Annotated in this window: 18 protein-coding genes and 1 pseudogene; 12 read left to right on the top strand and 7 right to left on the bottom strand. The window is 60.5% G+C overall.

Annotated features, from left to right (window positions below; translation table 11 throughout):
* Positions 1-5: 5 nt before the first annotated feature.
* The 11 genes from O148_RS0109690 to O148_RS0109635 all read left to right on the top strand — a co-directional run bounded on the left by O148_RS0109690 (position 6) and on the right by O148_RS0109635 (position 14,361).
* Positions 6-1,733, top strand: coding sequence for a UvrD-helicase domain-containing protein (locus O148_RS0109690; protein ID WP_026530745.1), 1,728 nt, complete (start codon positions 6-8; stop codon positions 1,731-1,733).
* Positions 1,734-2,316: 583 nt separating this feature from the next.
* Complete coding sequence (locus O148_RS0109680; protein WP_026530743.1) at positions 2,317-2,718, top strand: DoxX family protein; 402 nt, start codon at positions 2,317-2,319, stop codon at positions 2,716-2,718.
* 126 nt (positions 2,719-2,844) lie between these two features.
* Positions 2,845-5,313, top strand: coding sequence for an FdhF/YdeP family oxidoreductase (locus tag O148_RS16000; protein ID WP_084157246.1), 2,469 nt, complete (start codon positions 2,845-2,847; stop codon positions 5,311-5,313).
* Between the two features lie 425 nt (positions 5,314-5,738).
* The gene (locus O148_RS0109670; protein ID WP_026530742.1) at positions 5,739-7,238 is read left to right on the top strand and encodes a hypothetical protein; all 1,500 of its coding nucleotides are present in this window, start codon (positions 5,739-5,741) and stop codon (positions 7,236-7,238) included.
* A gap of 329 nt (positions 7,239-7,567) precedes the next feature.
* Positions 7,568-8,095 carry a hypothetical protein gene (locus O148_RS15995; RefSeq protein WP_157374606.1) on the top strand — a complete coding sequence of 176 codons (528 nt, stop codon included), beginning with the start codon at positions 7,568-7,570 and terminating at the stop codon, positions 8,093-8,095.
* Between the two features lie 116 nt (positions 8,096-8,211).
* The gene (locus tag O148_RS17800; RefSeq protein ID WP_157374605.1) at positions 8,212-8,853 is read left to right on the top strand and encodes a DUF6318 family protein; all 642 of its coding nucleotides are present in this window, start codon (positions 8,212-8,214) and stop codon (positions 8,851-8,853) included.
* Positions 8,854-8,891: 38 nt separating this feature from the next.
* Positions 8,892-9,791, top strand: coding sequence for a PKD domain-containing protein (locus O148_RS0109655; protein WP_157374604.1), 900 nt, complete (start codon positions 8,892-8,894; stop codon positions 9,789-9,791).
* Between the two features lie 70 nt (positions 9,792-9,861).
* Complete coding sequence (locus tag O148_RS17130; protein ID WP_157374603.1) at positions 9,862-10,464, top strand: DUF6318 family protein; 603 nt, start codon at positions 9,862-9,864, stop codon at positions 10,462-10,464.
* Positions 10,464-11,114, top strand: a complete 651-nt coding sequence (locus O148_RS17125; protein WP_338035374.1) for a DUF6318 family protein — start codon at positions 10,464-10,466, stop codon at positions 11,112-11,114. The genes O148_RS17130 and O148_RS17125 overlap by 1 nt, the downstream gene beginning before the upstream one ends.
* 169 nt (positions 11,115-11,283) lie before the next feature.
* Positions 11,284-13,281: an HNH endonuclease signature motif containing protein gene (locus O148_RS0109640; protein WP_026530739.1), complete on the top strand. Its 1,998-nt coding sequence runs from the start codon at positions 11,284-11,286 to the stop codon at positions 13,279-13,281.
* Between the two features lie 177 nt (positions 13,282-13,458).
* Positions 13,459-14,361, top strand: a complete 903-nt coding sequence (locus O148_RS0109635; RefSeq protein WP_026530738.1) for a VOC family protein — start codon at positions 13,459-13,461, stop codon at positions 14,359-14,361.
* 80 nt (positions 14,362-14,441) lie between these two features.
* Here O148_RS0109635 and O148_RS0109630 read toward each other — a convergent pair whose 3' ends face one another.
* The 7 genes from O148_RS0109630 to O148_RS0109600 form a co-directional block, all read right to left on the bottom strand.
* Positions 14,442-15,197 (bottom strand): HpcH/HpaI aldolase family protein, encoded by a 756-nt coding sequence (locus O148_RS0109630; protein WP_240470845.1) that lies wholly within the window; start codon positions 15,195-15,197, stop codon positions 14,442-14,444.
* An 8-nt stretch (positions 15,198-15,205) separates the two neighbouring features.
* Positions 15,206-15,991, bottom strand: a complete 786-nt coding sequence (locus tag O148_RS0109625) for a fumarylacetoacetate hydrolase family protein (RefSeq protein WP_035745732.1) — start codon at positions 15,989-15,991, stop codon at positions 15,206-15,208.
* Positions 15,978-17,066: a 3,4-dihydroxyphenylacetate 2,3-dioxygenase gene (gene hpaD / locus O148_RS0109620; protein WP_026530736.1), complete on the bottom strand. Its 1,089-nt coding sequence runs from the start codon at positions 17,064-17,066 to the stop codon at positions 15,978-15,980. The genes O148_RS0109625 and hpaD overlap by 14 nt, the downstream gene beginning before the upstream one ends.
* A gap of 44 nt (positions 17,067-17,110) precedes the next feature.
* Positions 17,111-18,613: a 5-carboxymethyl-2-hydroxymuconate semialdehyde dehydrogenase gene (hpaE, locus tag O148_RS0109615; protein WP_026530735.1), complete on the bottom strand. Its 1,503-nt coding sequence runs from the start codon at positions 18,611-18,613 to the stop codon at positions 17,111-17,113.
* Positions 18,597-19,289 carry a GntR family transcriptional regulator gene (locus O148_RS0109610; RefSeq protein ID WP_026530734.1) on the bottom strand — a complete coding sequence of 231 codons (693 nt, stop codon included), beginning with the start codon at positions 19,287-19,289 and terminating at the stop codon, positions 18,597-18,599. Before O148_RS0109610 ends, hpaE begins: the two co-directional genes overlap by 17 nt.
* On the bottom strand, positions 19,289-20,803 hold the full coding sequence (locus O148_RS0109605) for a fumarylacetoacetate hydrolase family protein (RefSeq protein ID WP_026530733.1): 1,515 nt from the start codon (positions 20,801-20,803) through the stop codon (positions 19,289-19,291). Before O148_RS0109605 ends, O148_RS0109610 begins: the two co-directional genes overlap by 1 nt.
* A gap of 89 nt (positions 20,804-20,892) precedes the next feature.
* The gene (locus O148_RS0109600; protein WP_026530732.1) at positions 20,893-22,554 is read right to left on the bottom strand and encodes a thiamine pyrophosphate-binding protein; all 1,662 of its coding nucleotides are present in this window, start codon (positions 22,552-22,554) and stop codon (positions 20,893-20,895) included.
* Between the two features lie 311 nt (positions 22,555-22,865).
* Here O148_RS0109600 and O148_RS17795 point away from each other — a divergent pair.
* A pseudogene (locus O148_RS17795) lies at positions 22,866-23,096 on the top strand (hypothetical protein); the annotation flags it as partial.

Below are 23,096 nucleotides of genomic sequence, written 5' to 3'. Positions count from 1 at the left end.
GCGCCGTGGAGGTGCAGCTATCCGAGACCGCCCAGGGAGCCCTGGATCGCGACTGCCCCGTGTTGGTGCTCGGTGGCCCCGGCTCCGGCAAGACCACGTTGTCGCTCCTGAAAGCGCAAGCGATGCTCCACGTCCTGCAGCCCGGCCAGGAGATCCTCTTCCTCAGCTTCTCCCGAGCAGCCGTCCGGCAGGTCGAGATCCGCTGCCGCGACATCTTGCGCTCGAACGAGCGTCGGCAGATCGTCGTGCGCACCTACCACGCGTTCGCGATGGACATCCTACGTGCGCATGGTCGCCTGCTCACCGGACGCGTTCCGCGCATTGTCTATCCCGGCGATGAGAACCTCGCCAAGGCCGCCTTCGACGGTGACTGGGGCGCTGAAGTCGAACGTCTCGCACGCGATGAAGGCCGTTACGTGTTCGGGCAGTTCGCCGCAGCCGCTGCCCAACTCGTCGCTGGCAGCTCATCGATTGCGGCCCTACTCGCCACCAAGTACCCCGTGATCATCCTGGACGAGTTCCAAGACACCGACGACGCACAATGGGCGCTGGTCAAGGCGCTGTCCGCACGCTCGAAGACCGTGTTCATGGCCGACCCGGATCAGCGGATCTTCGACTATGACGCGCGTGTGGACCCGGAGCGCATCAACCATCTGCGTGACCACCTCGGACCCGCGGAGTTCGACCTCAGTGGCGAGAACCACCGAAGCCCTGACGCCGGTATCCTGCAGTACGCCAACGCAGTGCTAATGAACCGGTCTCTCCCGGACACCAAGGACGTGATCACGCGCGCCTACTGGGCCAACGTATTCGACAGCACCGTCCACGCCGGCGTCATCTGGATGCTCAGTTCGCTCCGCAAGGCGGGCATCGCCCATCCGTCCGTCGTCGTACTCGCAAGAACGAACGCGCTCATCGGGAAGCTATCGACAATCCTGGGGCAAGAACACAGCTTCAACGGCCAGACAATCAGACCCGTTGAGCACGACGTGCTGTGGGACGCAGACCTCACCGCAACGGCCGCCCTGGTAGTGGCCTCGATTCTGGAATGGCAGAGCCACCCCAAGGAGGCTGCACTTGGCCAGACCTTCGATCGCATCGCCGACTATTTTGATGCGAAGAATGCTGCCAACGCGAGCAACACCGCCCGGCAGACCAGCGAGCGGTATCGGACCGCCGCTGACCGAGCACGTAAAGGTGAGATTCAGCGGTTGAAGAGCGCCAAGGCCCTCACCGCCTCGTACGACAGCGGTCTAGTGCTTCAGGGCGATCCGGCACAGGACTGGCTACACGCGCGTGATCTGCTCGGCGCCGGGAATGACTTGTCTGATCTCTTGTCGAACGCCAAGTTCGTCCGACTCTTCCGCGCAACCGATGAGATCGGAAGCCGACTTGCCTCGGCGTGGGATCTCCACGGTAGCTACGGCCGCGCCGTCGGCCTCGTACGTCGCGCGCTCGAGGTAGGCAGACTCCAGGCCGACCAGCGCGACCCACGCGGCTGCGTGCTCATGACCATCCACAGGGCCAAGGGCAAGGAGTTCGATGGCGTCCTGCTCGTCGAGGGGCAGTACCAGGGCAACTTCTTTCGCGACACGGACACCGAGGTGCAGCGAGCCGCATCGCGACGTCTGCTGCGCGTCGGCATCACCCGCGCGCGACACCAGGTGGCGATCATTCGGCCGCACGGCGCTCCGGCACTTGTGACCCCAGCGGGTGCGCCGGTGTTGGCATGACTTGCGGGATGACGAGACACCCCGACCCAGAATCGACATCGACGCGACCGCGAAGATCGAGGCCGCGTTCGGACGGTCACACCCTGATGGCACTCCGACTAGCCGAGACGAGGTCCAAGGTGGATAGACCGGTCCCATAGGCCGGAGTTGTCAACGTCTTTGAGTAACTGAGGCAGTGTCACTCGGAAGGACGCTTAGCGCCGAGGACTACCTCCTGGGTTGAACTCGAGAGGTCTACGCGATCAGATCCTTCGTATGCGTCCAGACGGTCATCCGATGCACCTCGAATCGTCGGCAGATGGAGATCACGCTCTCACCGTTCTTGCGGGCAGTTCGGATAGCGTCCACTTGGCTCTCCGTCAGAGGTGTTTTAGCTCGTCTCCTAGGGTTCGCGACGACCCCTGGCTCGTCGTCAATGGCATTGTCTGGCGCATCATCGATGCCGAGTCTCGCCTGATTCCACGCGGAACTCAGCCGCTCGAATCGCTGCAAGGTGTTCGGTTTGAGTCCGCCCGCGTCCACGTTTTTCCCAGGAATGCCCCGCCTTTTGGCGGGGCATTTTTTGTGCCGTTAGACTTCTCGAATGAACTCATCGTCACTGTTGAAATTTGTTGGCCGCACCATGATCGGCGCCACCGTGGGTTACCTCGGATATGGGGCGCTCACCGAGCCCGGGGGCCGGGTAGCCGCGGCCAAGGACACGATCGCCACGATGCGCAAGGTAGTCACTATTCCGCTTGATGATGAGGCGGTGGTGCGCACCAACGGCGGAATCATGGTCGCTTCCGGCGCCATGCTGTCCCTCGGCGTCCTACCAAAAGTCGCCGCCAGCGCGATAGCGGCTGTACTGATCCCTACCACGATTGCCGGCCACGCCTTTTGGAAGATGGACAAGGAAGACCCGCAGCGCAACATGCAAAAGACCCAGGTCTTGAAGAACGTCGCCATCATGGGTGGCCTCGTGTACATCATTGGGTCGAAGTAGAACGCATTCCAGGCTCTGCCACCCAAAGCCCACCGGCGCCCAAACCCAACACCGGCCACGACGCCCACTCGGGTATACGATGAGACCAGGGGACTGACGTATTTTTCGACGTAGCGGAGGATCAACATGGCCGATGAGGCAGACGCAACCAAGACCGAATTCGCGGAGCCAACCTCACCGAACGTTGACACCGACCCCACGCACCAGGCGCGGGAGTCCATCGAACCCGATCCGGAAGTGCGCTCGCGCGTGCCGGAGCAACCTCCCGTCAACGTTGACGGTGAGCAGGGTCAAGGCGGATACGGCCGGCGTGACAACAAAAAGTGGAGCCAAAAGGATTATAACCACCCCGCCGCAGGCTGGGGAGCAGCGCTTTCGGTAGGAAAAGTGCTCCTGGAAAACAAGGTCCCCGTGGCCGGCACCCTGGAAATGTTCAACATGAACCAGGAGGGCAAGGGCTTCGACTGCCCGGGCTGCGCGTGGCCGGATGACCTCAAGGGCCTCAAGCTGGACCTCTGCGAGAACGGCGTCAAGCACACCACGTGGGAAATGGTTCCGGAGCGCACCACGCCGGAGTTCTTCCGCAATCACACCGTCACCGAACTGGAAAGCTGGACCGACTACGCCCTCGAAGCCGAAGGCCGTCTCACCACGCCGATGTCCTATAACCCGGACACCGACAAGTATGAGGCGATCAGCTGGAATGAGGCGTTCCGGATAGTCGCCGAGACGCTTCAGGGTCTCGATAGCCCCAACCAGGTCTCGTTTTACACCTCGGGGCGGCTCTCCAATGAGGCGACGTTCCTCTACCAACTGTGGGCCCGCGAGTTTGGAACCAACAACCTGCCGGACTGCTCGAACATGTGCCACGAAGCGTCCGGCCGTGCGCTCAAGCAGTCGATCGGCACCGGTAAGGGCACAGCCGACCTCATTGACTGGGATGAAGCGGACGCCCTCTTCATCATCGGCGTCAATGCGGCATCCAACGCCCCGCGCATGCTCACCGCTCTCGCCGATGCCGAGCGGCGCGGCACCCAAATCGTGCACATCAATCCGATTATTGAGGCCGCCACGAAGTCGACGATCGTGCCCCACGAGTTCGTCGATATGGCACTGTTCAAGGCCACCAAAACCTCGAACCTGAACCTTCAGGTCCGCCCGGGCGGCGACCTTGCCCTCATGCGCGCGATCGCCAAATACCTTTTCGAACAAGCCGAAACCGATCCCACGGCTATCGATGAAGAGTTCGCCCGCCAACACACGAGCGGTTTTGACGAGTATAAGCAACTCGTGGAGAACACCACCTGGGAAGAACTCGAATTCCAGTCCGGCCTCGACCGCGAATCCATCACCCGAGCGGCAGAAATTTACCGCCAGTCCAAGAAGTCGATCATTAGCTGGTGCCTCGGCGTGACCCAGCACGAACACGGCGTGGACACCGTCCGCGAATTCGTGAACGTGCTCCTCCTGAAGGGCAACCTCGGCCGCACGGGTGTAGGCCCGTCACCGGTCCGCGGCCACTCGAACGTCCAGGGCAACCGCACCTGCGGCATCGACCACCGCCCGACCGAAGAGTTCCTCGCACGCATGGACAAAGCCACCGGCATCACCTCGCCGCGCGAACCCGGCTTCGACACCGTTGGCACTATCAAGGCCATGCATGACGGCGACCTCAAAGTATTCGTCGGCATGGGCGGCAACTTTGTGCGGGCCGTCCCGGACACCAATTACAGCGAAGACGGCATGCGCAAAATGGACTTGACCGTCCAGGTCTCCACCAAGCTCAACCGCAGCCACATTGTCCACGGCAAAAAGGCGCTCATCCTGCCGTGCCTCGGCCGCACCGAGCTCGACGTGCAGGAAGCTGGAAACCAGTCGATCTCCGTCGAAGACGCGATGAGCATGGTTCATCTCTCCCGCGGCAACCGTAAACCCGCCTCGGAGGACCTGAAATCCGAGCTCGCCATCATCGCCGGCATGGCTAAAGCGAGCCTTCCGAACTCCACGACCCCGTGGGATTGGTTCGTCGCCGATTACGACCGTATCCGCGACGTCATGGCGAACGCCCTCGCCGGATTCACGGGCTTCAACAAACTAGTCCGTCAGCGCAACGGCTTCCGCATCCCGCAGCCCGCGCGCGAACTCGAGTTCTTCACCAGCACCGGCAAGGCAGAGTTCTCGCACGCGAAGTTGCCCAACGTGGTTCCCGAGGATGAGGACATGCTCGTCCTGCAAACCATGCGCTCTCACGACCAATGGAACACCACCATCTACGCGGACGACGATCGCTACCGCGGCGTCAAGAACCTCCGCACCCTCGTGTTCATGAACGAGGAGGACATGAAGCTCCGCGGCATCGGCGAAGGCGACCTCGTGAACATCCGCTCCTTCTCCAAGGACGGCACCGAGCGCATGCTGGAGAACTACCGCGCCCTGAAATACAACATCCCGATGGGCTCGGCGGCCGGCTACATGCCGGAAATGAACGTCCTCCTCGGCTGGGCCGATTACTCCACGCAAAGCGACCAACCCCTGATGAAAAACATCCTCATCAAGATTGAGCGCCGCGCGGACCAGGACAGCATCCCCGCCTAGCGTTTCGCGCCACCCAGGCATTGAGGTACGACGGCGATGCCTCCATCTCCGTCGCACCTCGCCTTTTGTGCGGGGTTGGCCCACGGTTTCCCACGTGAAGGTGGGACTCATTGTGGGCCATAAAGACAGCCTGCATTTTAAGACGGTCCTACATTTCATTTATGGCCTGAGGGAGACACCCACTCCGACTTCGCGACGCTTTTATCTTCACGACGTCGTGAGAATTCTGTTCCGGCAAGCTGAAGGTGAGCCGAGGCAACTGGGCGAGCATCGCCGTCGTAATTCACCTCCGCGCCCCGCAAACCGAACCAGTCACGACTAATAAGTGTGCGTCGCATAAGCTAGGAATCACGCGTACAATACGCTGTGCTGGATCGGCCGTCCGCCGGTCCGAGCGGGGCCATGGGGTACAAAGGGGAGCGAGAGTGGCGGGACTGCGGTATGTCCTCATGGGCGCGTTTGTTGCGCTTGCGCTCTCGGGCGTATTTTGGCCGATCTTCGAGATACCGGTGGTCGGGCCGTGGATTCCAGCCGTGAGCGCTGTGGGGGTCGCGGCCGTGTGGTTGTGGGGGCGCGCCCGGCGCCCGCCGCGCTATTACGCCGGGTATGAGCCCGAGTACCGGAAATTGCTCAAGTCCCGTGACCTCGTTCCGATGATAGTGCGCACGTCCAATCAAGCGGGCGGCGGGAAGGGCTGGACGCGCTGGGCGGTGACCGTGATGCCGTCCTCGCAATGGACTCTCAGACCGAGCAGCCAGGTTCGGTACCGGGCGGTCATCGACACCCCGGATGACGCGCCGCCGCTCAACGGTGAAACGTGGCTGTGCGCCGTGTCGGAGAGGTATCCCGAGCTCGTGGTCCCGATTCGGCGCGACCCCAATTCGCCCGTCCAAAGGGTCAAACAACCCAATTCGCGCGTGCTCACCCTCGCCGCAAGTCCGCGGGCCAACGCGATGCGAGCCCGGACACTCCTAGTCGGCGCCGTGATTGTGGGCTCGCTCATGAGCGGCTTCTATGCCTCGGTTTCGGGCGAACGTTTTGGCACGAGCCATGACACCGAGGACGCGGCAGAAACCGTATCCGACGTCCTCACCCCGGAGGGGATTGCGGAGAAGGTCACCAAACTCATTGACGCCAGCGGGACCTCTACCTTCGGTTCGATGACCGTTTCGCCGCGTTCCATTTCCGCCGAGGTGCTGGCAAAGCCGGGTGGCCGCGAAGTCGATAGCGTGCGGCTGGGGTTCAGGGACTCGTTCACGCGGGAAGGTTACCGCACGCTCAGCAAGGATGAAGTCTGGCGCGAGTACGATTTTTCGAACTTTGACGCTCAGGCGTTTACCGACGGCTTGAAACGTGGGCTGGAGCAGTCAGAGTTGACGGCAGGGGAAGTTGACTCCGTGACTTATGAGGCGTCCAGCATTAATGAAAAGAGCTTGATTGGGCGCTTCAACGTGGACACGGAATATGGTTACGGCGGGGTCAGCATCCGTGACGACGGGACGGTGTTGCGCGCGTTCCTCCCTGGCGGTGAAACGGTGGTGTTTCAGACGCTGTTTGCGCCGGAAACACGGGAGAAGGCATGGGGTAATCTTGCCGCTGCGATGGCCGAGAAGGCAGTCTCGCGGGTGGATCTGAGTGCCGAAGAGTTCAGCGCAACTGTCCCGGGCGGTCAGGAAATACGTTGCGACGATATTGGTTGCATGACTGTTGCCACCGGCAGTAGCGCTGGTACCGGCGGCGCGACCGGGCGGATGGATAGCGCTTTCACTCTCGCAAATTTCCCGTGGGATAAGTATTCGCTCGAGGAGTTGCGGTACGCGAGTATGACCATTATCGATGGCGAAATTTATGTGCGGGTTTCCGTACCCGATCAACCCGAGCGCCGTGAGACCTACGACTTTAATGGAAAGCAGGTCCGCTCGTGAGCCGCGGCAAGCGTGTACCGCAGCGCCCACCGCTCCTCGCCGGGTTGCTCTTGAGCGGCTCCGACTCGACCGCGCGTGACACGCCGCCCACGGCACTTGGCACCGCCGCTGTGCTTGTTTACGCCGTTAGCGGGGTGGCGGCTGTCGTCGGAATATTCTTGCTGAGAGAACTCAGGCCGGTATTCGTTTGTGTATTGGCGGTTTCGGTGGTGATGGTTCGGTCCTCGCGCAAGCGAGCGGGAGGGAGTCGCAGAAGTACGACGGCGAGTGGTCGCCAAGGTGCCTGGCGAGACGAGGACCGGGGTGCTTCGAGCGTTTACTCCGCTGAGGTGCCGCGCGAGAACTCTCGCGAGGCGCGAGCGTCGAATTCTGATGCTGGACCTACTCCCGAGCAACAACGACGACGCGCGGAACTGCTACATGACTCCGTGCTGAAAAAGTGGCGAGCGTACGAGTTGGACCTGGCGCTCATGATCGACTATCCCGCCATGTCCGATCCTCGCGTAGACCAAACCGCCACCATGATTCAGGCGATGCGTCGCGCGGAGGATTTGCGGGACGGAGCCGATATTGGGGCGTATTCACGGGCCGTGCGCGAATTCGAGCAGGCATTTGAAGTGGCCGAAGCGCACGCACGGAGTCTAAAACGGAACTCGTATTCGCCCGCGGAACTGAAGAGTCTGGAGAAGGCTTCGGCGTTGCTGTCGATTGCACAGGACTCGGTGTCGACCCCGCCGGAGCGTCGATTGGCGTATCAGCGTCTGGTGCGCGAGGTCCAGGGGCTGGTGCTCCTGCCCGAGAGTGCGACGGTCGCTCTGGAGAGACGGATTCAGTTGGAACTCGAAGCCGACGGTTAGCGGGCGCCTCCGTTAGTTCACGTGGGTCCAGAAGAAAACTGTGGATAACTTCTGCCGGTCGTTGACGTTCTGCGGTAGCGTTTGATCTCACTTGGTGAAAACAAGGGGGATTGACAATGGCGCGCACTGTTGGATGGTTTGCACACAAGGCTGTTGTGTCAATGTTTTTGGTCGCCGGGTTGGTGGCTATATCTGGGTGCGACGGGGGAGATGCCGGCGCGCAAACTCCGTCTGTCTCGGGCAGCGCGGAGGAGACTTCTTCTACACCCACGCCGACTCCGACACCTACGGCGTATGTGCCCGCGTCCGAGAAGGCGCCGGCGCAAAACGTTCCGGTGCCGGTAATGCCCGAGGCCGCTAAACAGCAAACCAAAGAGGGCTGGGAAGCGTTCGCGAAGTACTTTATTGAAGAGCTCAATTACATGGTGGAGACGAACGATCCTAGTCGGGTCGAGAAGCTTTCAGTAGGTGATTGCGACTTCTGCAGGGTCGAGACCAAGTATGCGACAGTCCTCAGCGACAACGGTCAGTGGAATATTAATGGAAAATACTCCATAGGGAAAATCGATGCCCTTATGTCGCCAGATAGGGATGGGAATATCGGCGGTAATATCGCGGTCTCTCGTCAAGAATCTTCGATTGTGAGCAAAAGCGGTGTCCTAGGTACGGCCGCGGGAATTGAATCCTCGGTGTGGTACTTGCAGTTACAGCCCTCAGAAACGGGCTGGAGGGTTTTTCAGTTTGGTGAAACCAAATGAGCCTCTTGACTCGCACCATGTGCCTAGTCTTGCTTACCGTGGGATCATTGGCGCCACAATCCGCACAATCGCCGGAAGTCAAAGTTCCGCCACCGGACGCTACCTGTGAAAAATACGCGCTTATAGAATTAGGCACTGGGGAAGTTTCAGTATTATGTGTAATTCCCAGGGACATTCAGGACCCAGAGGATCCTCCTGAAGGCGGAATCGGGGATCCAGAACTACCAAAATATAGGGAGTGGCTCGTCTACCTGTGTCCCAATGAAAAGGCCGATCCAGGAGGCTGCCTCGATAACACAGAGTGCGATAAATCAACGGGAAGTATGTTCGTGCAACTCTGGAGGCAAGATCTGGAACCGCCGAGTGATCCGTACTCGGTTGGCGCACCATTCTGTACCGGTCCGGATACTCCGCAACCTGACCCAGGTGAAGGCGCGCCAACAATCACGATTGAAGACGTGATGAAATTCGATATAAGACCGTCGCCCATCAATATTGAGCCGTCGCCGAACACGCTCATTCGGTTTGAAACCAACTTCTATACGAGTGATGCGACTCAGAATTTTCAGATGACGGTTGGCGGCCAAAAGTTCGACGTGAACGTTTATCCCATTGAATACACGTGGACTTATGGTGATGGCGAGTCAAACACCATTGGCTCAAACGGTGCTCCATTGCGTCCTGGCGAGGAGGCGGATAAGAAGACGCCCTACACGCATGTGTATCAGGAAACAGGTACATATCAGGTAGGACTCACAACAAAGTTCATCGCTGATTACTCGATGAACGGCGGACCGCGCCAAGCGATTCTCGGTACTGGCGAGGTGGCGACACCCGCACAGACTATCGACGTGTGGCGCACCGAAATTCGAAACGTCGATGAAGCCTGTGCGGAGAATCCGGATAGTTGGGGCTGCCCCGGCGCTAAAACACCATAACTGACAACGACAGATTTTCGGGAGCGTGATGATGAGTGGTTCTCGCGGCGTGAGGCGCTTTTTCAGCACCATGGCTTCCCTCCTTGCCCTGGTATTGCTGACCGCATGCACTGGGGGAGGCACGAGTGCGCCGATATCTTCCGCGTCGGGGAATACGGCGGAGACTGCCGCAAGCTCCACGCCGAGCCCTACGCTCACGCCAACGGTGTATGTGCCCGCTTCGGAGAAGGCGCCGGCACAAAATGTTCCGGTGCCGGTGATGCCTGAGGTCGCCAAGCAACAAACCAAAGAAGGATGGGAGGCTTTTGCGAAGTATTACATCGACGAGCTCAATTACATGGTGGAAACAAATGACTTTTCACGGCTCCAAAAACTTACGACCGCGGGTTGTGATTATTGCCAGGAGCAGGCAACGCTCGCGAACTTCTTCGACGAGTACAACCAGTGGTTGGTAGGAGGAAAGTTCACGCTCGAGTATGCCATGACGCAAATGGCGCCGACCGAAACGGGAACTATTGCCGGCATACTCACCATGTCTCGCAGCGATTCAACCCCGACTGAGGCGCGGGGCGCGCTTCCCGTTCGCCCCGGGTTCAAATCGAGTAATTGGTCAATGGCTCTGTATTGGTATCAGGGAGCCTGGGCCGTGGATCGGTTGGAGCTAGTGAAGTAATGCGAGCTCCAGGCATAGTCGCGCTGAAAGTTGGTGCCCGAATGATCGCAGTGGTGGCCGCTGGGCTCGCGCTGCTTAGCGGGTGTAGCGCCGGGAATCGGAGCTTGGAGTCGTCATCAGCCAGTGCGGATCCACCAGCAAGCGCGCCTGCGTCGACTTCGGCATCGGCGCCCTCGCCTACCGTATATGTGCCCACTTCGGAGAAGGCGCCCGCCCAGAACGTTCCGGTGCCAATGATGCCCGAGGCCGCCAAGCAACAAACCAAAGAAGGATGGGAGGCTTTTGCGAAGTATTACATCGACGAGCTCAATTACATGGTGGAGACCAACGATCCGAGCCGGGTTGAAGCTCTTGCTTCCGGAGCCTGTGACTTTTGCAGGGTTGAAATTCACTTTACCAACTTTGTAGCAGAACAAAATCAATGGCCTGTCGATGGAGTGTATTCGCTCCATGATATGGACGCATTGATGGCTCTTGACAGAGAGGGAAATATTGGCGGCAACTTGAAATTTTCTCGCCAAGATTACGCGCTTGCCAGCGACCGGGGCGTTCTAGGTACAGGCAAAGGGATTGAGCCATCCGTCTGGTACCTCCAATTGACGCCCGTCAATTCCGGATGGAAAGTGTTCCAGTTCGGCCCGGCTTCTTGATGCACCCCCAACCGGGTTCGCAGCTCGAACCGCCTCCAGAATCATGCAATTAGGGGATGATTTTGCGGTAAGGGGATGTGAAATGCAATTGAGAGAAAAGTTATCCACAGATTTCCATAAGAGCTTGATTTAAGTGGTTATTGTCGGAGCAAGAGAGTAAAATGAAGTTATGAATTTTCCACTTGCTGACCAAGACCTCGAGCGGCGTATCCTCGCCCTTGAGTCACTGGTGGCTGATGTGGAAAAGGCTCTCGATACATTCGATCAAAAGGTTAGTTCAGAAGAACCGATCGACATCAATGGCAGCGCTTTAACAGAAAAGCGTGCCACTGTCATTTTGAAACAATGGAATACACTGCGCAAACGATTTGATTCTGCTCAGCATGTGGGCACTTCCGCACTGCTCAGCATTTTTGTCGAAGAGTATGCGGCCCGGGAGCTCAACAACCTCGCCTCGCTTGACAGCTCCTCGTCATGCGCGCGGGAGCCAGAGGAATTCGCTGACGTGGATTCAACCAATTGCGAGCCCGCGTTTGTCTGCCCGGTCAACCCATTAGATGAGCTGAAGAGCAAGGCCCAGGGCGCGCACGCGAATTTCAAGGGATTGCCCGCCGAATTTGTTCGAGATCCAGTTCTCGCTCGTGCGTTTAGTACAGCTACTTACACCCTTTCGACCGAGCTAGCGTGCCTGCTGGAATGCACTGAATTGCGCGCACACCAACTCATGCACCAATCTGTGCTGCTCCTAGCGTCGCCCCAACTGGAAAAGGTCCACCGGCAGGGCCTCATGAGCTGGGGAAACGCACAGGAGTTGCTTGATCAGAGTGAAGACTTACCTCAAGAACGCCTGCAAATATTTGGAAGTGAACTCGCCGAATATTTGTCGCCAAGCACAGGAACTCGACCCACCCGATCGCGGGCGCACGTGCGGCGCAAGGCGCAACACGTTCGTGAAGAGCTTCATGCTGAGCCGCTGGAGGTGCGTCGAGCGCGCCGTGTAGAGAGACGGAATGTTTATGTGACCGCAGATCAGGACGGGATGGCTACCATCACTGCGCATCTTCCTGCTGAAAGCGCTCACGCAATCATGAACACTCTTAACGACGTCGCCCGCTCATTACACCGTGAACAACCGCGAGCCCCAGGGCTACCGGGCACGCCGAATCCTGGCTCCGCTGGGCCCGTGCGCCGCTCGATGGCACAAATACGTGCAGACGTATTTGTCGACATGGTGCTCAACCCGACGACACTGCTCTCGCAGCCGGGACGCGTGGTGCATGATCGTATCGACTCGGCTCTTCCACAGCCTTGGATCAAGGCACGCGTCACGGTGCTCGACAATGAACTAACTGGAGATCACACGAGCAGGTTCGTTGGTGGCGTTCCGGGCTCTGATGTCACCAGCGATGTCCTCAGGGAGGATGCTGGCTTCTCCGATTCCACCGCGGCACAGGAACTTCCGGTGCCGACCGGATTGCAACCGAAAATTTTTGTGACGGTATCTGCCGAGACGTTAGCCGGACTCAACGACGACCACGCTCTTCTCCACGATTACGGTCCCATTCCAGCAGAGACCGCGAGGCAAATAGCGGCCCAAGCTCCATCACTGTATCGAATGCTCGTGGACCCGATCAGCGGTGTCGTGTTGGATCTGGAACGTAAGAGCTACCGCTTAGATCGGCAAACCCGGGACTACTTGCACCTTCACTCTCACACTTGCCAATTCCCCGGGTGTTCGCGAAGCGCTAGAAATACCGATATCGACCACATTCAGGATTGGAACGATGGCGGCACTAGCGCCCCGGACAATTTGCAACTTTTGTGCCGGAAGCACCACAACATGAAAACCCATTACGGGTGGACCTGCACAAAGAACTCCGACAATACCCTGACTTGGCGCTCACCGCTCGGCAATGAGTACTTCACGGAACACGCCGGCCAGCGCCTTGATCGGGCCAGCAGCATCGAAGCAACTTCCGAGCCGTCCCCCAGCGCCGACTCTCTCGACCAGGATGAGCAATTGTGGCAAGAATTCCGTGAGGCGCTTCGAGACACCATCAATGCCGAAAGCCCACGGCCGGGCCGAGGTAGTTCCACTGCCAATTCGGTGAGCCACGCCGTCTTTGCGAAACTCCGCGAAGCGAATCGAGTACGGAGCGGCGTCTAGGGGTAGAGCCCGCGCGAGTTGCGGACGCCCCGAGCAATACCCGGCGACAAGCACAGCAGCCTTCCCAGAAACACTGCACTGCAATCCCGCCGCGAACACCGCCCAAACCCAGTCAACGCGGAGTAGTGTTGGGATCATCGTGTGAGTCCCTTTTTGACCCCAACGAAGGAGCCTGCCATGCAAAAGATCGTGCCCAATTTTTGGTTCGACGGGAACGCCCGCGAAGCCGTCGAATTCTATGTGTCCGCATTCCCGAACGCTGAGATCACTGGGGGAGCCAAATACCCACAAAGCAAGGAAGAGGGTCTTCTCGATTTTCAGGAGCCGCTGGCCGGAGACGACCTCGTCGTTGAGTTCAGTATCGGCGGCTATCAGCTCGTTGCGATTAACGCTGGACCCGAGTTCAAACCGACACCATCGCACTCGATCATGGTCAACTTCGACGAAAACCAAGACAAAGATGCCCGCCAACAGATCGACGCGCTATGGGAAAAGCTTGGCGACGGCGGAACCGCGCTAATGCCGCTCCAGGAATATCCTTTCAGCCCCTATTTCGGTTGGATGCAGGACAAGTACGGCTACAGCTGGCAACTCACCCTCGCCGGTCCCGCCGGTGAACCCAGGCCAAAACTTGTACCCGCACTTATGTTTGGTGGCCCGGCACAGAACCGCGCCGAAGAAGCCATCGAGTACTACACCTCTGTCTTCCCCGGCTCTGCCCGCGGCACCACGGCAAAGTGGGAACAAGACATGGGCCCGGCAACGGCCGGAACCATCATGTACGCAGACTTCACGCTCGCACACCAGTGGTTCGCGGCCATGGACGCCGGCGCCGAACAGGACTTCACCTTTAACGAAGCCGTCTCCTTCCAAGTCAACTGTCGAGACCAAGAGGAAATCGACTACCTCTGGAGCAAACTCTCCGCCGTCCCCGAATCAGAACAATGCGGCTGGTGTAAGGACCAGTTCGGGGTGTCATGGCAGATCGTCCCGGAGAACATGGAAGAACTGATGCAAGCCCCAGACGCATTCACCACCATGATGAATCAGAAAAAGATCGTGATCGCGGACTACAAGTAAAACTTCCGTGAGTGCTACTTCGCGTTAGCTCTCACGGAAGTACTTATGTGAGCGCTACCCAGCGGTGACACTCACAGAATCTACGGGTTCGCGGCCTCCCGCATACCGCTTGCCAGCATGGTCACATCGGCCGTGACACACACGTACTGAGCGCCCGCGCCCACATATTTTGCCGCCATTGCGGGATCAAATGCGTTCACACCCACAAACTTCCCGGCGGCACGAGCCAGAGAAATCACCGACAACACCGCGTCGACAACCTCCGGCTGAGACTGCTTCCCCAAATACCCCATGGATGCGGCCAAATCGCTGGGCCCAATGAACACCGAATCCACGCCATCCACTCCGATAATCTCCTTGGCGTTGGACACGGCCTGCGCGGTTTCAATCTGCACACTCAATGACACGAAGTCCGAGGCCCGCTCCAGATAGTTCGGCACACCGTTCCACAGCGAGGATCGCGCCAGGGCGCTACCCACCCCGCGCACCCCGTGCGGCGGATACCGTGTCGCGGCGACGGCCGACTCAGCGTCATCGGCGGTGTTGACCATGGGAATCACCACGTTGCGTGCACCCGCATCCAAGAACTGCTTAATGAGCACCACGCCATTGGCCGGCATACGCACCAACGGCACCGCACCGTACCCGTGCACTGCTTGCAACAAGTGCGTCGTTTCGCTGAGCCCCACCGGCGAATGCTCGGCATCAATCAGCACAAACCCCATTCCAGAGGAGGCCACAATTTCGGCGCACACCACACTGCCGGAAGCAATCCACGCGCCGCGCAGCGCGTGCCCGCCACCATTGGCAGCAGCCAGCGCATCTCTAAAAGTCAACGATGCATTCATACAAACTCACACGTCACTTTCCCCAGCTCGCCATAATCGGCAAACACGGTGTCACCGGGTGAAACCCACAGGGGCCGGGTAAACGACCCTGACAAAATGATCTCACCGGCGGCCAATGATTCACCGTGCTGGTGCAACTTGTTTGCCAGCCACGCCACCCCGTGAGCCGGATGCCCAAGCACCCCGGCAGCCAGCCCCGTCTCCTCAATTGAGGCATTGCGGTACAGAACGCCGCCCACCCAAGGTAAGGACACGCCGTCGTGCTTCATCGGGACGCCGCCGAGCACCATGGCGCCCATCGCCGCGTTGTCCGCGATCGTATCCACAATCGTGCGGCCCTCCATTTCAATACGGGAAGAGAGGATCTCCAGCGCCGGCAACACATATTCGGTCGCGCGCAGGACGTCGAACATGGTGCAATCCGGGCCTGACAACGGCTCCGAGAGCACAAAGGCGAGCTCCACCTCCACCCGCACTCCCGAGAATTGCGCGTGCTCAATCCGCGCCCCGGACTGGTAGACCATATCGGAGAAGATGATCCCGTAATCCGGCTCGGTAATCCCGGTCGCCTGCTGCATCGCCCGCGAGGTCAGCCCAATCTTGTGCCCGACCACGCGCCGCCCCGCAGCCTCGCCGCGAGAGCGCCACACGCCCTGAATGCGGTAAGAGTCCTCCACCGTCAGATCGGGGAAGCGCCCGGTGATCAGCGGAATTTGCCCCTGAGAGCGCTCCGCCGCGGCCAACTCGTCGGCCAACTGAGTGTGCAGTTCAGAGTTGTTCACCAAGTTTGAACCCCTTTTCGGTATCGCCCTCGCGCGTGTAGGAGAAACCGTCCGCGCCAATGGTCACGTCCATCTCCTTGTCCTCTTCGCGCGCATTGAGCTCCCGGACATTGCCGTCCAAATCCAACACGGCGCTGGCCTCGGTGTACCAGGAGGGCACCACGGGGTTGCCCCACCAGTCGCGGCGCTGATTGTCATGCACATCCCAGGAGCGTAGCGGGTTATCCGGGTCGCCGGTGTAGTAGTCCTGCGAGTAAATTTCCACGCGGTGCCCGTCCGGATCGCGCAGATACAGGTAGAACGCATTGGACACGCCGTGACGGCCGGGGCCCCGCTCGATCGCGTCCGACAGGCGGAGCGCGCCGAGCTTGTCGCAGATATAAATGATGTTGTGCTTCTCATGCGTATTGAACGCGATGTGGTGCAGGCGCGGCCCATCGCCACCGGTCATTGCGGTGTCATGGACGGTCGGCTTGCGGCGCGCCCACGCGGCAAACACAGTGCCGCTCTCATCCCGAATGTCCTCGGTCACCCGGAAACCGAGCCCCTCCAGGTATTCAACGCCGCGCGGCACGTCCGGGGTGACCTGGTTGAAATGGTCAAAGCGGACCAGCGCGCCGGGGGAGTGCAGGTGAAAATGCCATTGCAGCCGCTCCTGATGATCCACATCGAAGAAGAACTCATAGGTGAACCCGAGCGGGTCCTCGACTCGCACCGAATCCCCAATGCCCTTGACGAAGCCATCCTTGCGCCGCTCCACCCGGCACCCCAGCGCCTCATAGTACGCCTGTGCCTTGTCCACGTCCTCCGGTGTGCGCACGCGGAAACTCAGTGCGGCATTGGCCGCAACCGGACCCTGCCGCAGCAGCAAATTGTGGTGAATAAACTCTTCGTCGCTGCGCAGATAAATCTCTTGATCGTCTTCATACGTGACATTGAGCCCGAGGACATCGACGTAAAACTCACGTGATTTCGCGAGGTCAGTGACCACGAGTTCGGCGTAGGCCGCCCGCAAAATATCGGGGGCCGGCGACTGGTCGGTGGCAACTGGCGCGCCGGTCTTTTCTGTGCTCATGAGTACTCTCCTTTGAGTCTGTGTTCAATGGGGCCACCCGGCAATTACTGGGCGCCAACCCCGAATTTCGGCGTGTGCGCTTCGTCGAGCGAAATGTGCACGGCCTGCTGATCGGTATAGAAGTCGATTGAACGGTAACCGCCCTCGTGGCCCAGCCCGGATGCCTTCACCCCACCAAACGGGGTCCGCAAATCGCGCACATTGTTCGAATTGAGCCACACCATTCCGGCTTGCACATTCTGCGCGAAGTTGTGCGCGCGTTTCAGGTTGTTCGTCCAAATATAGGCGGCCAGTCCGTATTTGGTGTTGTTCGCGAGCTCAAGCGCTTCCTCGTCCGAATCAAAAGGGGTAATTGCCACCACCGGACCGAAGATTTCCTCCTGAAATATGCGGGCCTGAGGTTCGACGTCGGCCACAACAGTTGGCAGCACAAAGTTGCCTTCCGGCCACTCATCTGGGCGTTTTCCGCCCGCGACGATCCGGCCCTCTTCCTTGGCCAGTTCGACGTAGCTCATTACCTTGTCAAAGTGCTCCGGATGCACCAAGGCGCCGACCTCGGTCGCCTCATCGCTGGGCAAACCGACCACCACGTTCTTGGCACGCTCGGCGTATCGCTCCACAAAATCGTCATAAATGGAACGCTCGACCAGCACGCGGCTGCCTGCCGTGCAGCGTTCGCCGTTGAGCGAGAACACACCGAACACGGTGGCGTCCAGTGCGGCGTCGATGTCGGCGTCGGCAAACACCACGGCCGGGGACTTGCCGCCCAATTCCATCGACAAACCCTTCAAGTAGGGAGCCGCGTTCGCGAAGATGATCTGCCCAGTCTTAGACTCGCCGGTAAAGGAAATGAGCGGCACGTCCGGGTGCTTGACGAGCGCGTCGCCCGCCTCCTCGCCAATACCGTTCACAAGGTTGAAGACTCCCTTGGGCAGTCCCGCCTCCTCAAAGATCCCGGCCCACAGACTTGCCGAAAGCGGCGTGAACTCCGCGGGTTTGAGAACCACGGTGTTGCCGGTCGCCAGCGCCGGTGCGAGCTTCCAACTCTCCAACATGAAGGGCGTGTTCCACGGCGTGATGAGCCCAGCCACGCCGATGGGTTTGCGGTTGACGTAGTTCATTTGGCGCCCGGGCACCTTGAACGTGTCATCGGCCTGCGCCACAATCAGGTCCGCGAAGAACCGGAAATTCTCGGCCGCCCGGCGGGCCTGCCCGAGGGCTTGTTTGATCGGCAGGCCGGTATCGAAGGTTTCTAGTTCCGCGAGCCGCTTGTCCTGCGCCTCAACCAGGTCGGCGATCTTGTTCAGCACGCGGGCGCGCTCGCGCGGGAGCATGCGCGGCCAGGGTCCGCTTTCAAACGCGTCTTTCGCGGCGGCAACGGCCCTGTCAATGTCTGCTTTCTTACCCGCCGCGGCGGTGAGGTAGACCTCGTTGCCCACCGGCTCCAGCACGTCAAAGGTGGACCCGTCTGCGCTATCAACCCACTCGCCGTTGATGTAGTGCTGGATTTTTTCGGGAAGGTTGTCTGGCTTAGTCATTGTCGGCATGGTTCGCTCCTGAGGTATCGAGGTAGGCGTTCAAAGTGTTGAGTCGGTGGCGCCGGACGGCGTCTTCAATATCCATGCCCGGCGCACCGGATCGGATGAGGGCAAGCAGCGCATCGTGTTCGTCCACGGAATCGTGCGGACGGCCGGGGATAAACCCGAAAATGCTGCAGCGAATGCGCATCATGTGTGCCCAGGTTTCTTGCAGAACCGAGAGCAGTTGCGGATTCGGGCAGTGCGCAAAAATCACCTCATGGAATTCGTGATTGAGATCGGAAAAGGCAAGCGGATCAACGTCGTCAAGCAGCGCCCGCATCGATTCGTTGAGTTTGGCCGCCTTGGCGAGCGAAAGTTCGTCCACGTGCGGTGCGGCGAGCGCGGTCGCGGCGCCCTCCAGCACCGCAAGCGTCTGCATGGTGTGCGCATACTCCTTACTGTCCACCGCAGCGACCTGCGCACCCACATTGCGGGTAAACACCACAAGCTTTTCCGCCTCGAGCCGGCGCAACGCTTCCCGTACCGGAACCGGACTCGCGTCGAGTTCGCGAGCGATCTGGTCTAGTACCAGGCGGTGCCCGCCGGGGAAATCACCACCCACAATGCGGTCGCGAAGCCACCGGTAGGCCCGCTCAGACTTGCTTTGCGAGGCGCTCTCCTGCACGGCAGTCACGCTCGCCATCACTGCCCGTCCCACGCCGCATATCGCTCACGCCAGGCGTCATTCATCGGGTACAGCCCCTTGATGGACTCACCGGCGGCCACCTGTTCGGCAATGAAGCGTTCTTGGCGCTCCTGGGTGAGCGCCGCGTCAGCGAGCTCTTCGGCGAGGTGCGCTGGGAGGACGGCAACGCCGTCGTTATCGCCAACAATAATGTCACCGGGCTGCACCGCGGCCCCGCCGCACGTGATGGTCGCGTCAATCTCCCAGGGGATGTGCCGCCGCCCGAAGACCGCTGGATGCGCGCTCTGGTGGAAGGTCGGCAGCCCGATCTCCTGCACCATCTCAATGTCCCGGACCCCGCCGTCGGTCACGACACCGGCGGCGCCGAGAACTTTGGCGCGCAACGCCAGAAGGTCGCCAATGGTTCCGGTCATGGGCTCGCCGCGCGCCTCCATGACGAGCACTTCGCCCGGCTTAAGCGAGTCAATCACCTGTTTGTGCGCGTTGAAACCCTTGCCGCGCTCCGCGTCGAGGTCCGGGCGTTGCGCAATGAACCGCAAGGTGCGCGCCGTGCCAATAATCCGCTGCCCGGGAACGGCCGGATGCACGCCGTCAATGGTGGATTCGTTGTACCCGCGCTGACGCAACTGCGCGCTCAGCGTCGCGACCGCGACCCGGCCGAGCTTGTCCCGGAGCGCATCGGTGAGCGTCGGTTCGGGCTCGTTGCCCCACGCTTCGGCGCGCTGGGCGTCATTCACGCTGGGTTTGCTGCCAAAGTCGCCAAAGGGGATATTTCCGGGTACGACGGCGGTCACCAGCCTTCCCGAGCTTGGCTCGCCTTTCGCGGTGGGTGCGTCCACTTCCACCTCGATGCTGTCGCCGGGTTCACACACCGACGAACCGGCGGGGGTGCCGGTCAGGATGATGTCGCCGGGTTCCAAGGTGAGCATTTGCGAGAGGTCGGCAATGAGGCGCCCGAAGGGGAAGAGTAAGTTCGCGGTGTTGTCCTCCTGGACGAGTTCTCCGTTCTTCCACGTGCGCACGCGCAGGTTCTCGGGGTCGATACTCGCGGCATCGATCATGTGCGGGCCGATCGGGGTGAAGCCGTCGCCGCCCTTGGAACGGAGGTTGGAACCCTTGTCGGCTTCGCGGAAGTCGTAGAGCCCAAAGTCGTTGGCGGCGCTCACGCTTGCCACGTGGGACCAGCCGTCCTCCGGGCTGACGTTGCGGGCTGCGGTGCCGATGATGAGCGCGATTTCACCCTCAAAGGCGAGAAGTTCCGTGCCCTCCGGTCGGGTAATTGTCTCGCCGGTGCCCGCGAGCGAGGACGCGGGCTTGAAAAAGTAGGAGGGCTGGGCCGGGATGCGGCCGCGCTGTTCGGCGCGGGAGCGGTAGTTCAGGTGTACCGCAATGATTTTGCCCGGGCGCGTGCTGAGGGGGAGTTCGCGCTGGGCGTCGGTGCCGGACGGGTCGGCGGTCTCGCGCTCGGGGGTTGACTCTGCTTTCTCGTTGGCGTCGTTGCTGTGGGTCACCGGAGCTCCTTTGCTGGTCGGCGGCTGAGATCGTATACGATTCTGCTCTCGATCGTATACGATCCTGTGCATCTCGGGTAGTGGTGGATTCAGTCCTTTACGAGCGTGCGTTGAATGATCTCTTGGATGTACGGGGCCACGACCGTCTGCGAGACGCGGCAGTCGAGGAGGTAGAGTCCCTGGGCGTCGCTAGCAATCCAGGACTCGACTCCCGCGAGGTCTTCTAAGGTGGTGACGACGTCCGCCCGAGCGCCGAGCGCCTGGGCGAGCGCGGCAAAGTTCACCTGGTCGATGAGCATGGGCATCTCATTAATGCCGCGGGCCCCATACTGGTGGATTTCGGCGCCGTACGCGGCGTCGTTGTAAATGACGACGACGGTGCGGGTGGATTCGCGGATGAGGGTTTCCAGGTCGGCCAGGGACATGAGCGCCCCGCCGTCTCCCGCGAACGTGGCAAGGAGACGGTCCGGTTGCGCCGCGGCGACCCCGACTGCGGCCTGGAAACCCAAGCCAATCGATTGGAAAGCGGTACCCAGCAAAATCATGCTGCGCTCGTTCGGAAGGTCCAGGTAGGTGTTGGGCCAACCAATGAAGTGGCCGCCGTCCAGGTTCACAATCCGCTCTGCGGGCAAGATCGCGTTCAGCCGTCGCGTGAGCGAACGCGGGTCGAGGCGACCGTCCGGTGCAAGTGCGTCCCCAGGCTCGCGGTCATCCTGCGCGCCGACAACATCCGCGTGATCCCAGTCGCTGCGAGGATGAGAGCCACGGAGCGCGTCGATGAGTTGACGAGCCCCGTCACCCACGTCCGCCCGGATAAAGCTATCGACTCGCGCGTGAGTGGGGGACACGCCGTCGTCCATCTGCCAAACCCGGGTGCCGGGCGCAAAGGTCTCGCCGAACGCCATTGTGAACTGGTTGAGGCCGGCGCCGAGCACCACGGCGAGGTCGGATTCGCGGATGAGGCGGGCGGTGCGCGCGGAGGCGAAACCGCCGGCGACGCCCGCGTCCAGCTCCCAGCCGGTGAAGAGCCCGCGGGCGGGAGCGCTTGTGACGCCGAGTGCGCGGGCGATTGTGGCGAGTTCGCGCACGGACTCGGCGGCGGGAATGGCGCCGCGTCCGGCGAGAATGAGCGGACGGCGGGCGTTGCGAAGAGCCGTCGCGAGTTCGGCGATGTTCTCGCGGCGCGCCTCGGGCTGGGGCGTTTCGTCGGTGCCCGCGGTGGTCGCTGAAGTGGTTTTCGTTGTGGCTGTCGCTGCAGTGGCGGGTTTCTCGATTAGGTCATAAGGGAGCGCGAGGATGACCGGGGTGCGGTCGGTGAGCGCCATGCGGACGGCCTGCTCGGCTATGGTGGCGGCATTGTCTCCGGTAACGACGAGGGTGGGCACGCCCATCGCGGCGGCGAACGCTTCCTGATTGATATCCCATGGGCGCTGGCCCGTAGTCGGTGACTGAGCGGTCATCATGATGAGCGGTGTTTGGGCCATGCGGGCTTCGGCGAGCGTGGTCGCGGCGTTGGTGAAGCCCGGGCCGTAGGTGGTGGTGGCAAGGGCGAGTTTGCCGCTTGCGCGGTGGTAGGCGTCCGCGGCGCCGACGGTGCCGACTTCGTGGCGCATTGCCACATAGCGGACGGGGTGCTTGAGCAGGGCATCGAGGAAGTGGGCGTTGCCGTTGCCCATGACGCCAAAAATGATGTCGCTGTGTGTGGCGAGAGTGTTCGCGAGTGCGGCGGCGACGGTGGGTGTGGTGGGCATGGTGGAACTCCTGGATCGACATTATGAGCTACGAGGCGGCCATATATGTCTTGCAGGAGCGGCGTTTGTGGCGTGTGTCCGGAAGCGCCGCTGCTCTCAGGTTCCTTTTTCGAACCTGGCACCCGACTTCGCGTACCGTGGCGAGGGCGGGGTGCCGACGTGAGCCATATTACACTCTCGTTTCGCATCCCCGTACCGCAAAAATTGAGCCGTATACGGGTCTGTGAAGTCTCAATACATAGTGGACAGTTAGGTCTCAATACATAGTGGACATTTGAGCGTGCTGGTTTGTGGCGGTTGAGAATGCGGGGATGACTCGTATTCCTGATCAAATTCGTCAGCTCGTTCTCTCCTGGCCGCAGAACGCCTCTCATGGTGATGTGGAAGCGTTTTGCTTGCGGCATGGAGTATCACGGTCGTGGTTTTACCGGGTCCGTGCGTTGGTGCGCGAGCAGGGTGTTCAGGACGCTGCGCTCAAGGGCTCGCGAAAGCCTCTCTCGCATCCTCGGCAGACCAGCGATTTCGTCACTAAAGCGGTCTTG

This window comes from Haematomicrobium sanguinis DSM 21259, assembly GCF_000688395.1.
GTDB classification, from domain to species: Bacteria; Actinomycetota; Actinomycetes; order Actinomycetales; family Micrococcaceae; genus Haematomicrobium; species Haematomicrobium sanguinis.
Note: the sequence above shows the minus strand (reverse complement) of the source record. Positions and strands in the feature narration are given on the sequence as shown.